Here is a 13,082-nt window from a genome sequence, read left to right on the forward strand (position 1 = left end):
AATTTTGGGGAGGGGACGAAGTCTATGACTTCCACCAAACACGCAGTCACTCACGCAGTTTCCGTCTCAGACTTGGCGGTTAGCCTGAACTCGCGGCAGGCACCACAGTCGGGCTGGCGCAGCTGGGTTCATAAGGCTACCTGGGGCGCAATTTCGCCGCGGGAATCATCGTCGGCACGCAAGCAACGCGAGCTGATAGAGCGGGTGCGACAGCCTATCTACGGTGACTACAACATCGCTGTTGTCAGCGTGAAAGGTGGCGTCGGCAAGACGTCGACAACCATGTGCCTGGGCGCCACGCTTGCAAGCCTGCGCAGTGACCGAATCGTCGCAATCGACGCGAATCCGGACTTTGGCACCCTCGGCGCACGCGTCACCGCGGCCAATCCCGCATCAATTCGCGATCTGCTCCGAGCCCCGGATACGGACAAATATGCGCAGGTCCGCGCGTACACATCTCACACTCCATCGCGCCTGGAGGTTGTCGGCAGCGACCAAAACCCGACATCGACGATCGCGCTTTCCGACGGTGAATACTGCGCAGCCCTCGACATCCTTCGGCGTCATTACAATGTGAGCCTGACTGATTGTGGTACCGGCCTGACGCAGCCCATCGCCGCTTCGATTCTTTCTGCGGCCAATTGCCTGGTGCTGGTCACCACGCCCGCACTGGACGGCGTGAAAAGCGCCTGGACGACGTTGGATTGGCTTTCAGCGCACGGCTTCGAACGGCTGGTTTCTACCACTGTCGTGGTGGTCAACGAGCTAAATAAACAGGGGCTGTCCACAGAGACCGTGCACGAACTATTTGCCCAGCGCTGCCGCGCAGTGCAGGTCATCCCCTATGACCCGCACATTGCGAATGGCGCGAATATCGAGCTGGACAATCTCCAGCCCGCCACTACCCAGAGCTATCTCGAATTGGCGGCCATGATTGCCGATGACTTCGCGCCGACTACGGGCCGTCACAGTTTTGTTTAGCTCAGGTGCTGACGAATCCCCTCGACATCGACCTCCTGAACGGAGGCGGGCTTGAAGGTGGCGTCGCGGTCCTTGTCCACCAAAACCGCCCGCACGCCTTCGGCAAAATTGGGGTGCTGACGCATGTAAGCGCCGAGCTTCATCTCCCGGTTCAGAGCCTCCTGCAGCGTAACCCCCGGACCCGCGTTCGCTGCATAGAGCTCCGCTGCCGCCACGAGACTCTCCGGGTTGGCGGGTGCCAGCAGATCGCGGAAGGTCTCCACTGTTGACGACGCACAGGAGCCAGCCTCAGCGGCTTCGTTGAGAGCACGCTCAATCTCCAACCAGCTATCAGCGCCGAAGCAGGCCTCGATGCAATCGCTCCACTCGGCCAGCTGCGGCTCACCGAGCAGCTCACGAGCCTCAGCCGAGTCCACATCGAGCGCATACTCCGCAAGCGCCGAATCAATTCCGTCTCGGTCCAGTGCCGCGACGAACTCGTCCAGTTGCGCGGATGGCACCGCATGCGTTGCCCATCCAGCCCACAGCATGTCCGCCGCAGTTAGGCGGTAACCGGTCAGTCCTGCAAACCGAGCAATCGCGGGCGAGGGTCCGCCCAACTGAGTGTTCACATGCTGCGAAAAATAGGTAATGCCCACATCGGGAACAAAGCCGATTGCCATTTCTGGCATGGAGGCGCTGGCTCGCTCAGTCACGATTCGGTGGGAGCCGTGCATGGAAACTCCCAGGCCACCCCCCATAGCGATGCCATCAATAATCGCGATATATGGTTTGGACTGCGCAAATTCCGCAATCATCGCGTTCATCTCGTACTCGTCCCGGAAGAACTTCTCCCCCTGCTCCGGAACACCATCGAGCACAGCCTGCCGAACTGCGCGCACGTCACCACCGGCACAAAACGCCTTGGGGTGACCGGATGAAACAACAATGTGATCCACCGAGTCGTCGTCACGCCATGCGCGGAGCCCCTCGACGACCTCGGTGACCATATCTAAATCGAGTGAATTAAGTGCCTTCGGCCTGTTCAACCGAAGGTGACCAGATCGCCCGTGGACTTCTCGCAGCACCTTTGGCTCATCAACCTCGGTGCGTGCCGTGCCAGAACCGTTATCAGTAGCAGTCATGCCACCCAGTGTGACACAGATAACTATCTATGGAAAGGCTCTGGCTTGATGGAACGACTGACGGCCGCGAGAACTGCCTAAACAAAGAAGCTACTTCTTCTTGCTCTTCTTGCCCTTCTTGTGCTTCTTGCCCTTCTTATCGGACTTGCCTGCACCCTTCACACGGTCAGCTTCGAGCTTCGCGGCAACGTCCGGCACATAGCGGAATTCAGTACGCGGCGGACGCTCGTAGCTCCCCTCAGACTCCGGACGCTCCGGAATTTCCGGAACATCCCGCTGAATGTGCTCGTACGGAATGGTGGTCAGCAGGTGGTTGATGACATTGATACGCGAGCGCTTCTTGTCCTCGGACTCAACCGTGAACCACGGTGCGGACGGGATATCAGTGTGGATGAACATCTCATCCTTAGCGCGGGAGTAGTCCTCCCAGCGAGTGATGGACTCCAGGTCCATCGGCGAGAGCTTCCAGCGGCGCAGCGGATCTTCACGACGGGACTTGAAGCGAGCAACCTGCTCCTCGTCCGACACGGAGAACCAGTATTTGCGCAGGATAATGCCGTCTTCAACCAGCAGACGCTCGAAGATTGGAGCCTGGTGCAGGAAGCGACGGTACTCCTGCGAGGTACAGAAGCCCATGACGCGCTCAACGCCGGCGCGGTTGTACCAGGAGCGGTCGAAAATCACGATTTCGCCGGCAGTCGGCAGCTTTTCGACATAACGCTGGAAGTACCACTGACCCTGCTCACGGCTCGTCGGAGCCGGCAGAGCCTCAATGCGACAGGTACGGGGATTCAGGTACTGCGTGATGCGCTTAATGGCCGACCCCTTGCCGGCGGCGTCACGACCCTCCATCACGATGACAATTCGGGCACCGGTTTCTACCACCCACTGCTGCATTTCGACGAGCTCTGCCTGGAGCTTTTTGAGCTCGGCCTCATAAGCCTTCTTGTCGAGCTTCGGTGGGCGCTGGACGTCGTCATTATTCATAGTCCTCAGCTTACCTGGCACCCTGCCCTGACCCTATTCACCGGGTTTAACCGAGGGGTCTAATCGCAAACCTAATTGGAGCCCTAGTCACGCGAGTAAAAACGCAGCGTGACCTGCGCAACAAGCCCAGCAAAGACCATGCCGATAATGACCACGATTGGCGCCACCACACCAATATCGCCGTTGGTCAGCGGCGCCAGAAGCTGTGCCTTGTACAGGTTACTCAGCGCCGGATCGATGACCGTCGCCTTACCCAGGAACAGCGCACCGATGGCCAGCAGACCACCAATCAGCGACGCAATCACCGCCTCGAGGACGAACGGCGCCTGTGTGAACCAGCGGCTGGCACCGACCATGCGCATAATCTCAACTTCCTTACGACGCGAGAACGCCGCAATCTGGACCATGTTCGCAATCAGGAACACAGCGGCAACGGCCTGCACCGCCGCCAGCAGGAAGGTCGCATTTCGCACCGAGTCCAGGTTCTGAGCTGCAGTACCGATCTCTTCATGCTGGTCAGTAACGTGGTCGACCTGTGGCAGCTCCCGAATCGGATCCAGCGGGCTGACATCGGTCGGGTCGCTCAGACGCACCATCACGACAGCAGGCAGCGACTCCGGCGTCGCATTTTCTACGAGCACGGGGTCGCTATCCTTAAACATCTCCACGAAGTGGTCAAAGTTTTGCTGACGATTTCGGAAGGTCACCGAATCAACGCCGTCAGTCTCTTCAAGCTTGCCGACGACCTCAGCACACTCCGGCGAGGAGCAAGTTTGGTCCTCGGCGGAGATTTGTTCATTCAGTTCGATCTGCACTTCTACGCGATCGAGATAGAGATCCTTCGTGCGGCTGGTCTGCTCAGTAACCAGGATGCCGGTCGCAAGCAGCGCCAACGACACCGCGGTCGTAATAATCATCGCGATGGTCATCGTGATGTTTCGGCCCAAGGAGGAGAAAGCCTCACCGAGGACAAAGCGAGTCTTCATAGGTCAGTAATACCTTTCGAATGAGTTCTTCTACCGATGGACTGTCTGTTAATTGTTCAGGCCGTAAACACCCGTGGCGTCGTCACGCACGAGACGCCCCAGCTCCAGCTCCAACACGCGGCGACGCATGGAGTCAACGGCATCGTTGTCGTGAGTCGACACGATAACGGTCGTCCCCATGCGATTGATGCGGTCAAGCAAGAGCATGATGTCACCGGAAGTGCTTGGGTCGAGGTTGCCGGTGGGCTCGTCGGCAAGCAAGATGAGCGGGCGGTTGACGAAGGCGCGAGCAATGGCAACGCGCTGCTGCTCACCACCCGACAACTCGTGCGGGTAGCGATTTTCCTTGCCCGAGAGCCCGACCATTTCAAGCGTTTCCGGAACAGCTTTGTCGATTTTCGCCTTCGGCTTGCCAATAACCTGCAATGCGAACGCGACATTTTCGTACACGGTCTTCTTTTGCAGCAGGCGGAAGTCCTGGAAGACGTACCCCACCTTTTGACGCAATTTCGGGATGTTGCGGCGAGAGATCTTAGTCAAATCCTGGTCTGCAACCGTCAGTTTTCCTGAATCCACTTTCTCTTCACGCACCATAAGGCGCAGGAATGTCGACTTACCAGAGCCCGACGGTCCAATAAGAAAGACAAACTCACCTTTATCTATGTGGACTGAAACATCGTCGAGAGCTGGTCGGCTAGAAGTCGAGTAGGACTTGGTAACCCCGTCGAAAGTGATCATAGATAGACACTCTAATCACTTAAGCCACTCAAGTCACTCTGGAATGCGTGGAATTGGGCGCCGGAATAGCGAGGCTGCGGAGCTAGGTGACATTGCCCCCCCCCCAGAGCGCGCGACCACACAGAAGTGCACGCTACGACAGTATTCGAAAGAATTTTCTCAAGAATCTCTACCCCCCTTTACTTCGCCTACATGTTCGATTAAAATGAGCGATGAAAGATTAAACGCGAGGATTAAAAACACCAAATAACGTCGCCGAGCTGCTTAAAGCTCGGAAAACTGACACTCAGAGTTAGTCGAAAATATTTTCCCTACCTCTTCCTTATTTCAACATTTCAACATCCAGGCCTTATCTTTCAGGGGGATTCAACAATGGCCAGCGGGGAACATATACCACGGAAACGCACTTACGCTGCGGCGATGGAAGCAACAGCGCCACGCTTTCACCATGAGATTTCTCAAACAGCACCAGCACGTCTTGGAATTGGCCGTAATCGAGCTGATCTGCAGCTTGCCCTTGCTTGTGTTCCGTCTTCTTCAACAAAAGATGTCGAAGATTACATCGCCAAAATCGCTCCAGCTCTTGGCATGTCGCGCGGGAGAACACTCCAGTACATCGATATCGGGATGCAGCTAGAGCGGCTCCCGCGGTTGAAAGAGCTTCTGCTCAAACGCGCACAGCTACCGCTTCCCCACATGCGGGTCATTGCCACAGCCCTCCTCCCCTTGGATGACGCCTCTACTGTGAAATATTTCGAAGACCATCTCCTCGAACTGATCACGCCGCGAGTCGATGGTGAAGTTCTTCGCGGGGTTCGGAGTCTTCAACAGAATATTCAGCGATTTATTAATGAAGTCAGCCCGCTATTGCGCCCTAAAAATGAGTACGACCCGCCGATTACTTCGTTTCAAAAAGGCATCGAGCAAAAAGCTGGCGAATCTATAAAGTTCGAGTTAAAGGACAACCTCACTGAAGTCACCATGGAACTGATGCCTGAGCGGGCAATTGAGTTTCAGAAGGTCTTGGAAGAAATTACCGCTGATCAGGACTGCGACTTCGTCGAGGCTTTTTCACACCTTCTGCACGGGACTGCTCAGGTCACCGCCACGTTGAATCTGTACTGCCCACTTACTCAAGACAAGCCACAGGAGGCATGGATCGGCGGTCTGGGGTGGATCAACAAAATCGCCACTGAATCCTGGCTCGATCGAGTCACTAGCATCCGGCTACTAGCGGACGAGAAAACGGAAAAGTACTCGCCAACAGAGCGACAGCGTACTTACGTCCAAGGTAGAGACGGCACCTGCCGCTTTCCCGGATGCGATGTCGATGCAACGAAGTGCGACATCGACCACATTCAGCCGTATAACCACGAGAATCCCGAAGAAGGTGGCCAAACCGAAACGCCCAACCTCCATTGCCTATGCCGCCGGCACCACAATCTAAAAACGGCCGGTCTTTGGAATGTCGTGCGCGATATCGACGGCGTGGAGTACTGGACCTCCGCCACTGATCAAAGCACCGAAAAAGCTGCGCTTATCAGTACAGAAACAGGACCGCTCTCCGGCCACGGTCGCTACTCTTTCGACCTGCGCAAGACAAAGAAAGCACAGACACTCAAGGAATACAACGAGCAGAGGTTGGAACACCTCCGCGAATCACAGGAGCTGACAAATCAGGCTCGCGAAGAACTGGGAATGAACAAAAACGAGAGAAACGGAGAAGCCGACGAGCCCACCACACCGGAAACACCCAAGGCACCGGAAGCGCCCGAAGACGAACCGCCCTTCTAGCACTACTCCCCTTCGGACTGCTGGGCCATGCGCCAGCGAATACCGGCCTCGATGAACCCGTCGAGGTCCCCGTCGAGGACCGACTGTGGGTTGTTGACTTCGTATTCGGTACGCAGATCCTTCACCATCTGGTACGGGTGCAGCACATAAGAGCGCATCTGGTTACCCCACGAGGCATTACCACCGGCGCCAAGGGCGTCCAGCTCCGCGCGCTCTTCCTGGCGCTTCTTCTCCAGCAACTTCGCTTGCAGAACGCGCATGGCAGATGCCTTGTTTTGGTGCTGCGACTTCTCGTTCTGACAGGTCACCACTATGCCGGTTGGGACGTGTGTAAGCCGGACCGCGGAGTCCGTGGTGTTCACCGACTGTCCGCCTGGGCCGGAGGAGCGGTAGACGTCGATACGCAAATCTGACTCGGGGATGTCGATGTGATCTGTTTCCTCGACGACCGGCAGCACCTCTACCTCGGCGAAGGAAGTCTGGCGGCGCCCCTGGTTATCAAAAGGACTGATGCGAACCAGACGGTGTGCGCCCTGCTCGACCGAGAGGGTGCCGTACATGTACTCGCCATGGACGACGAAAGTAGCGGACTTAATACCGGCCTCTTCAGCGTAGGACGTGTCGTAAACCTCGACCTTATGCCCGTGTTTGTCGGCCCAGCGCAGGTACATGCGCATGAGCATCTCGGCCCAGTCAGCGGCATCCACGCCACCGGCACCGGAGCGGATGTTGATGACCGCCTCGCGCTCGTCGTAAGGCCCCGAAAGCATCGTCGTGACCTCGAGGGATTCGATGTCGGCACGCAGCTCAGCGCGTTCGGCATCGGCCATCTCGACGGCGTCGGGGTCGCCCTCCTCTTCCGCGAGTTCGTACATCACGGAGAGATCGTCGAGGCGCCCGCGCAGCGAGTCAATCTTTTTCTTCTTCGCCTGCGCCTGCGACAGTGCACTGGTGACCTGCTGCGCGTGGTCGGGGTCATCCCACAGCGACGGGTCGGCGGCCTGGGCTTCCAACTCCCTGATCCGGTCGGAAAGCTCGTCGACATCGACCACCTTCTCAATGGTGGTCAGCGTCGCGTCGAGTTCTTTGAGGTCAGCATTCAGATCCGGGTTCACGGGTACTACCTTAGCTATACCTCCTGTTTCGGTGCACAATAGGACGTATGTCTGAATCCACCGCCAGCCAAGATTCCAGCCAAGACCTAGAACTCTTTCTCTCCCAAGTTTCCGAGTCAATTGTGGCATCGGATACCAGTGTTGCGGTTGCCATCGTGAAGCGTGCCGCTGCCATTGCTGCTCGCATGCGCGACGAAGGCCTGGTCACGGAGTACAAGACATCGATTTCCGACGTCGTCACCGCGGCCGACCGCGCAGCGGAGAAGTTCGTCGTCGAGGCCTTGGCCGCGCTCCGCCCGGAGGACGGCATTCTTGGCGAGGAAGGGTCGGCGAAGGAATCCCAATCGGGTCGCACGTGGGTGATTGACCCTGTCGATGGCACCTACAATTTCACCACTGGTTCGGACTACTGGTGCAGTGCGTTGGCGCTGGTTATGGGCGATGCGAGCAATCCGGATGAGGTCATCCTCGGTGCGGTGCATCGCCCGGCAACGGGCGAAAGCTGGATTGGCGGCCCCAATCTGCCGACCAGTCGTATCAACATTGACGGCACTATTGACGACCTTCGAGTCACTGACCATCCGCTCTCGGAAGTCTGCGCAGCGACCTACCTCCACACCGCGGTGGTGAACTCGAGCGAGGAATCCGAGGTCACGGCCACAAAGTCCTGGCTGGATGCGGTGTCTCGCAGCGCTACCTGGCGCATGCTGGGCTCAGCGTCGGTGGATATGGCCGGCGTAGCCGATGGCCGCATCGGCGTATGGTTCCAGCGCGACGTCGCGGCCTGGGACTGGCTGCCGGGATACGCACTTATTAAGGGCGCAGGCGGCGAATGCACGTCGGTGGGACGCTGGAAGCTCGCGGGCTCGAGTGGCCAGGTCGCAGAGCTACGTGAGGTTCTGCGCTAGAATTTCGGCCATGACCACCTCTTACTCCGAAGATCTCGCCCTCGCGCTCTCGCTTGCCGACGCAGCCGATGACCTAACGATGTCCCGCTTCGAGGCGGCCAATCTAGTCGTCGAGTCCAAGCCCGACCTCACACCGGTCTCCGATGCCGACATCGCGTGCGAAAAGCTGCTCCGCGAGATTCTGTCGGACAAGCGCCCGAGCGATGAGGTCCTCGGCGAAGAATTCGGTGGCGAAGCTGTGTTTGAGGGCCGTCAGTGGGTCATCGACCCCATCGACGGCACGAAGAACTTCGTGCGCAATGTCCCGGTCTGGGCCACCTTGATTGCCCTGTTGGAAGACGGCAAGCCGGTTGTCGGCGTGGTTTCCGCCCCTGCGCTGGGACGTCGCTGGTGGGCGTCCAAGGGCGACGGCGCATTCAAGCGCGTGCAGGTCGGCGGCCGGGAAGCCGCTGAGAGCCGCATTGAAGTCTCGAAGGTAGCAGATGTCGCGGACTGCTCAATCTCCAATTCTTCGCTCACAGGTTGGGCCGAGCGCGATTTGCGCGACAACTTCATCGGTCTCACCGATGACGCCTGGCGCCTGCGTGGCTATGGCGACTTCTTCTCCTACTGCCTGGTAGCGGAGGGTGCGGTCGATGTCGCCGCCGAGCCGGAAGTTTCCCTGTGGGACCTGGCAGCTCTTGCGATTCTGGTGGAGGAAGCTGGCGGCCGCTTCACTTCTCTAGCGGGTGTCAACGGGCCGCACGGCGGGGACGCGGTTGCGACGAATGGGTTGCTTCACGACGCCGTCGTCAAGCGCCTGAATAGGTAAGCAGGGTTTTCCAACCTATCGCAATTTGCGACGAGCGGCTCACTATCTCCCGTCCGCGTGACCGATATCCAGGATACGTCGCAGCTCAGCAAATACCTCAGGGCGTACCTCATGGGTTACTACCCGTCCACTCTTAGATCTAGTTAGCAGCCCGGCATCCGCCATGGTCTTTAAATGATGCGACACCGTAGGCTGACTAAGCCCAGAAACAGCGGCCAGCTCCCCCACGGTCATCGGGCTACAGCCAGCGGCAGCGAGCTGAGACAAAATTTGCAGGCGCGCCGGTTGCGCCAGCGCTTTGAAGAGCGTTGCCGCAGCCTGCGCTTCCGCCGCGTCGAGAGGCCGACCGCCAAGTGCACAGCATTCTGAGATTTCGTCCATACCTGTTGAGGCTACACGGCCTCCCCTCTAAATATATTGACAATCATCGATATATTGGTTACACAGGAAACTATGACACAGACTACAAAGTCACTCAGCTTCCTAGATCGCTTCTTGCCGCTATGGATTGCAGCTGCAATGGCAATTGGCCTCATTCTGGGCAAAATTGCACCGTCACTTGTGAACTGGCTGGCAGAGGCAAAAATTGCGACAATTTCCGTACCAATCGCCATCGGCTTGCTGGTCATGATGTACCCACCGCTCGCAAAGGTTCGATACGACAAAACGGGCAAAATTTTGACATCCAGGAAGCTGATGGGCATCACAGTCTTCCTCAATTGGATTCTCGGCCCCGCACTGATGTTCACCCTTGCCTGGATATTCCTCAGTGATAGTCCAGAACTGCGCACTGGCGTGATCATCGTCGGTCTCGCCCGCTGCATTGCAATGGTTTTGGTCTGGAACGACCTATCTTGCGGCGATACTGAAGTCGCTGCCGTACTGGTGGCCGTAAACTCGCTATTTCAAATTCTCATGTTCGGCGCTCTAGGGTGGTTCTACCTGCAGATTCTGCCCTCCTGGTTGGGACTGGAAACCACTTCCGCCACCTTTTCTTTTTGGGCAATCGCACTATCCGTAGTGGTATTCCTCGGTATTCCGCTTCTAGCTGGCGCAGCATCACGCATAATTGGTGAACGCACCCGTGGTCGCGACTGGTATGAAAATGAGTACTTGCCCAAAATCTCACCATTGGCGCTTGCCGGCCTTCTATACACAATCGTGTTGCTCTTTGCGCTTCAGTCACAGCAGATTCTTGAGAATCCCTGGACCGTTGCAAAAGTGGCGCTACCACTAGTGATCTACTTCCTCGCCATGTTCGCAATCGCTCTCACTTCGGCCAAGACCGCGGGCATGAACTACGCAACCTCCGCATCGATTGCCTTTACGGCTGCCGGAAATAACTTCGAGTTGGCAATTGCGGTTGCAATTGGCACCTTCGGCCCATTATCCCAGCAGGCACTTGCGGGAACGATTGGACCACTCATTGAAGTACCCGTGCTCGTCGCACTTGTCTACGTCACCCGCTGGCTTGGTCCACGCCTTTTCCCCAATGACCTCTCCGTACCGGACAGACTATAGAAAAAAGGGCTCTGAAGTGAAGAAAATCCCGAAGGTACTTTTCATCTGCGTGGCAAATGCCGGTAAATCCCAGATGGCCGAGGCCATTGCGCGTGCAAAATATGCCACGCAGTTCATCGCCCTTTCAGCAGGAACGAACCCCAAAACTACTACCAATGCGCTTGCAGCCAAATCAGTTGCAGAAATCGGCGCCTCTATGGACGGTGCATCACCAAAGCCCATTGACTCCACGATTCTCCGGACTGCAGATCGTGTTGTCATCATCGGCGATGCCGCTCATGTAGAGCTCCCCTCGGACGCTCAAGGCTCACTCGAGCGTTGGCTTACTGACGAGCCTTCAAAACGAGGCATCGAAGGAGAAGTGCGCATGAATCTGATTCGCGATGACCTCGAGCGCCGTATCGACAAGTTAGCTGTCGAACTCCGTTCCACCAAGAATCCCTAAGCGGCAGAATCCAACAAAAGCCTCCTTATCGCCAGCGTAAGCCACACGACTGCGCCAACGCCTGCGATAAGACCGAGGAGCAGGAATATCAGACCGACTCCCCAAAGCCCGGTGATGTCGTCAGTGCCGGCGATGATGCTCCAGCACAGGGTATAGCCGGCGACCGCTGCCCACCAGGTGGGCAGCAGGTTCAGAGTTGGGGCGGGCACGCGCATCATGGCAGAGGCAGTGAGGATGACCATCGCGAAGCCACTGCAGAAAACCTGCCATGGCGAGTAGTTGTATTCACCCTCGGGCATCCACGCGAGCGTACAAAAGCAGATTAAGAATGCGGCGACAAAGACGAAAACCGTGTGCCCATATGCGATGCGCTCGCCGGACTTTTTGGCCAGCCACGCGGTACCCACCCACGCGAGAGCGGTGGGGATGGCAATAATCAACAGGTACGCGAGGAAGACTCCTGGCACCTCAGCCCAGGTGAAACTCGTCAGCATCGATGTCATGCCACCAGGCTACGCCTGCCTCTTAGCTTTTGAGCGCGCTAGTTTCCCAGTAAAAACACAGACGAAACACTGCGTTTTACACATGCTCACTTAATGTATTGCCAGATTCAGCTGCTACAACTAGAAAGTCGTTTTCAATACGCCGTTTGTAGAGAGTGCTTTTTACCAAAGAGCACCTCCCTATAAGTTGTAGTAAAGGAGAAATCTGGGGTGAATAAACCTACCCGAATCGTGGGGCTTGATATAGCGCGCTCACTCGCCATCATCGGCATGATTATTGTCCATATGGCCTCACTACTTTGGAGCACAAAGGTTGTGCTCTCTGGCCTACCCTCATCACTGTTCGCCATCATCGCCGGCGCCACAATGATAATCATCGGCCGTAATTACAGCAGCACTACCTTCTTGCGTCTAATCACCCGCGGTGCCCTTATCATTCTCATCGGCCTGGCACTATTGCCGGTCGGTGGAGAAATTCAGGTGGTCCTCGTCATCATGGGCCTGGTAATGATGCTGGTTTCCTGGATGCCAGCGCTCGGAACCTGGTGGCGAGTCGGCTTCTTCATCGCCGCAACCATCGCCGCCACAATCAAGTACGCGCCAATGGCGCTGCCACAAATTTATCCGCTACTCGCGTGGATTGCATATTTCATCGGCGGCATGCTGCTTTACGACGTCTACTTACGCGGTCGCCTGCAAAGCACTTCCACCTCTGAGACCAGCGCCAATACTCGGTTGAGCTGGATTGTTACCGCTGTCAGCGTTGTCATCACTGCCGTCGGCATGTACTTCCGATTTAATCCCGAGATTGCTGGCTGGCTCCGCTTTACCGGACACACTGGCGTCTTCGGCGAAATCATTCTCTCCGTCGCTGTTGCCGCTGTTGTGTTGCACTTGTGCCTGTTCGTAGGCGATCGTTTCCCAGCTGTGGTTTACCCATTCGCGGCTATGGGAACAATGTCACTGACTATCTACATCCTGCACGTTCTCACCGCGTTTTATTGGCAACAGAATGTGCTATTGCATTCCACGTTGTCCGCAGCAGGTTTCATCGTATTCTTCCTCGTCATTGCTAGCCTCTGGAAGAAATTTGTCGGACAGGGCCCTGCCGAAAAACTCGTTGCCACCGCAATCAAGGCCATTGTTCCTTCTGGGAAAGGGAAATAACC

At 56.9% G+C, this 13,082-nt stretch carries 14 protein-coding genes; 7 read left to right on the plus strand and 7 right to left on the minus strand.

Annotation, left to right across the window (positions count from 1 at the left end; translation table 11 throughout):
• Window positions 1-24 precede the first annotated feature (24 nt).
• The gene (locus HMPREF2614_RS03285) at window positions 25-981 is read left to right on the plus strand and encodes a MinD/ParA family ATP-binding protein (RefSeq protein ID WP_049181359.1); all 957 of its coding nucleotides are present in this window, start codon (window positions 25-27) and stop codon (window positions 979-981) included.
• On the opposite strand, the gene HMPREF2614_RS03290 is transcribed toward HMPREF2614_RS03285, so the two are convergent.
• The 4 genes from HMPREF2614_RS03290 to ftsE form a co-directional block, all read right to left on the minus strand.
• Window positions 978-2,105 carry a 3-hydroxyisobutyryl-CoA hydrolase gene (locus HMPREF2614_RS03290; protein ID WP_049181361.1) on the minus strand — a complete coding sequence of 376 codons (1,128 nt, stop codon included), beginning with the start codon at window positions 2,103-2,105 and terminating at the stop codon, window positions 978-980. The two genes, HMPREF2614_RS03285 and HMPREF2614_RS03290, sit on opposite strands and share 4 nt — an antisense overlap.
• Before the next feature lie 90 nt (window positions 2,106-2,195).
• Complete coding sequence (gene ppk2, locus HMPREF2614_RS03295; RefSeq protein ID WP_049181362.1) at window positions 2,196-3,092, minus strand: polyphosphate kinase 2; 897 nt, start codon at window positions 3,090-3,092, stop codon at window positions 2,196-2,198.
• 83 nt (window positions 3,093-3,175) lie between these two features.
• A complete protein-coding gene (gene ftsX, locus HMPREF2614_RS03300) occupies window positions 3,176-4,078 on the minus strand; it encodes a permease-like cell division protein FtsX (protein ID WP_038626263.1) in 903 nt (300 codons plus the stop codon).
• 48 nt (window positions 4,079-4,126) lie between these two features.
• Entirely contained in the window at window positions 4,127-4,816 is a 690-nt protein-coding gene (ftsE, locus tag HMPREF2614_RS03305) for a cell division ATP-binding protein FtsE (protein WP_038626265.1), read from the minus strand.
• A 420-nt stretch (window positions 4,817-5,236) separates the two neighbouring features.
• Here ftsE and HMPREF2614_RS03310 point away from each other — a divergent pair, with 420 nt between their 5' ends.
• A complete protein-coding gene (locus HMPREF2614_RS03310) occupies window positions 5,237-6,610 on the plus strand; it encodes an HNH endonuclease signature motif containing protein (protein WP_038626267.1) in 1,374 nt (457 codons plus the stop codon).
• A 2-nt stretch (window positions 6,611-6,612) separates the two neighbouring features.
• On the opposite strand, the gene prfB is transcribed toward HMPREF2614_RS03310, so the two are convergent.
• The gene (gene prfB / locus HMPREF2614_RS03315; protein WP_038626269.1) at window positions 6,613-7,725 is read right to left on the minus strand and encodes a peptide chain release factor 2; all 1,113 of its coding nucleotides are present in this window, start codon (window positions 7,723-7,725) and stop codon (window positions 6,613-6,615) included.
• Window positions 7,726-7,772: 47 nt separating this feature from the next.
• Here prfB and HMPREF2614_RS03320 point away from each other — a divergent pair, with 47 nt between their 5' ends.
• Both HMPREF2614_RS03320 and hisN read left to right on the plus strand, forming a co-directional pair.
• Complete coding sequence (locus HMPREF2614_RS03320) at window positions 7,773-8,633, plus strand: inositol monophosphatase family protein (protein ID WP_038626271.1); 861 nt, start codon at window positions 7,773-7,775, stop codon at window positions 8,631-8,633.
• A 10-nt stretch (window positions 8,634-8,643) separates the two neighbouring features.
• Window positions 8,644-9,444 carry a histidinol-phosphatase gene (gene hisN / locus HMPREF2614_RS03325; protein ID WP_038626273.1) on the plus strand — a complete coding sequence of 267 codons (801 nt, stop codon included), beginning with the start codon at window positions 8,644-8,646 and terminating at the stop codon, window positions 9,442-9,444.
• Between the two features lie 42 nt (window positions 9,445-9,486).
• Here the strand turns inward: hisN and HMPREF2614_RS03330 are convergent, their stop codons facing one another.
• Complete coding sequence (locus tag HMPREF2614_RS03330) at window positions 9,487-9,825, minus strand: ArsR/SmtB family transcription factor (RefSeq protein ID WP_016423238.1); 339 nt, start codon at window positions 9,823-9,825, stop codon at window positions 9,487-9,489.
• Between the two features lie 72 nt (window positions 9,826-9,897).
• On the opposite strand from HMPREF2614_RS03330, the gene arsB reads away from it, so the two are divergent.
• Window positions 9,898-10,965 carry an ACR3 family arsenite efflux transporter gene (gene arsB, locus HMPREF2614_RS03335; protein WP_049181369.1) on the plus strand — a complete coding sequence of 356 codons (1,068 nt, stop codon included), beginning with the start codon at window positions 9,898-9,900 and terminating at the stop codon, window positions 10,963-10,965.
• 16 nt (window positions 10,966-10,981) lie between these two features.
• Window positions 10,982-11,410: an arsenate-mycothiol transferase ArsC gene (locus HMPREF2614_RS03340; protein WP_070560126.1), complete on the plus strand. Its 429-nt coding sequence runs from the start codon at window positions 10,982-10,984 to the stop codon at window positions 11,408-11,410.
• Here HMPREF2614_RS03340 and HMPREF2614_RS03345 read toward each other — a convergent pair.
• Window positions 11,407-11,913 carry a hypothetical protein gene (locus HMPREF2614_RS03345; RefSeq protein ID WP_038626279.1) on the minus strand — a complete coding sequence of 169 codons (507 nt, stop codon included), beginning with the start codon at window positions 11,911-11,913 and terminating at the stop codon, window positions 11,407-11,409. The two genes, HMPREF2614_RS03340 and HMPREF2614_RS03345, sit on opposite strands and share 4 nt — an antisense overlap.
• Window positions 11,914-12,123: 210 nt before the next feature.
• On the opposite strand from HMPREF2614_RS03345, the gene HMPREF2614_RS03350 reads away from it, so the two are divergent.
• Complete coding sequence (locus HMPREF2614_RS03350; protein ID WP_070560128.1) at window positions 12,124-13,080, plus strand: DUF418 domain-containing protein; 957 nt, start codon at window positions 12,124-12,126, stop codon at window positions 13,078-13,080.
• Window positions 13,081-13,082: the final 2 nt, after the last annotated feature.

This window comes from Corynebacterium sp. HMSC074C11 (genome assembly GCF_001809455.1).
GTDB lineage: Bacteria > Actinomycetota > Actinomycetes > Mycobacteriales > Mycobacteriaceae > Corynebacterium > Corynebacterium amycolatum.

Bases quoted from the DNA above. Each gene is read 5' to 3' on its own strand.
- HMPREF2614_RS03290 (WP_049181361.1), bottom strand. From the start codon at position 2,105: ATGACTGCTACTGATAACGGTTCTGGCACGGCACGCACCGAGGTTGAT.
- arsB (WP_049181369.1), top strand. From the start codon at position 9,898: ATGACACAGACTACAAAGTCACTCAGCTTCCTAGATCGCTTCTTGCCG.
- ppk2 (WP_049181362.1), bottom strand. From the start codon at position 3,092: ATGAATAATGACGACGTCCAGCGCCCACCGAAGCTCGACAAGAAGGCT.
- HMPREF2614_RS03345 (WP_038626279.1), bottom strand. From the start codon at position 11,913: ATGACATCGATGCTGACGAGTTTCACCTGGGCTGAGGTGCCAGGAGTC.
- HMPREF2614_RS03320 (WP_038626271.1), top strand. From the start codon at position 7,773: ATGTCTGAATCCACCGCCAGCCAAGATTCCAGCCAAGACCTAGAACTC.
- HMPREF2614_RS03310 (WP_038626267.1), top strand. From the start codon at position 5,237: ATGGAAGCAACAGCGCCACGCTTTCACCATGAGATTTCTCAAACAGCA.
- ftsX (WP_038626263.1), bottom strand. From the start codon at position 4,078: ATGAAGACTCGCTTTGTCCTCGGTGAGGCTTTCTCCTCCTTGGGCCGA.
- HMPREF2614_RS03330 (WP_016423238.1), bottom strand. From the start codon at position 9,825: ATGGACGAAATCTCAGAATGCTGTGCACTTGGCGGTCGGCCTCTCGAC.
- ftsE (WP_038626265.1), bottom strand. From the start codon at position 4,816: ATGATCACTTTCGACGGGGTTACCAAGTCCTACTCGACTTCTAGCCGA.
- HMPREF2614_RS03285 (WP_049181359.1), top strand. From the start codon at position 25: ATGACTTCCACCAAACACGCAGTCACTCACGCAGTTTCCGTCTCAGAC.
- hisN (WP_038626273.1), top strand. From the start codon at position 8,644: ATGACCACCTCTTACTCCGAAGATCTCGCCCTCGCGCTCTCGCTTGCC.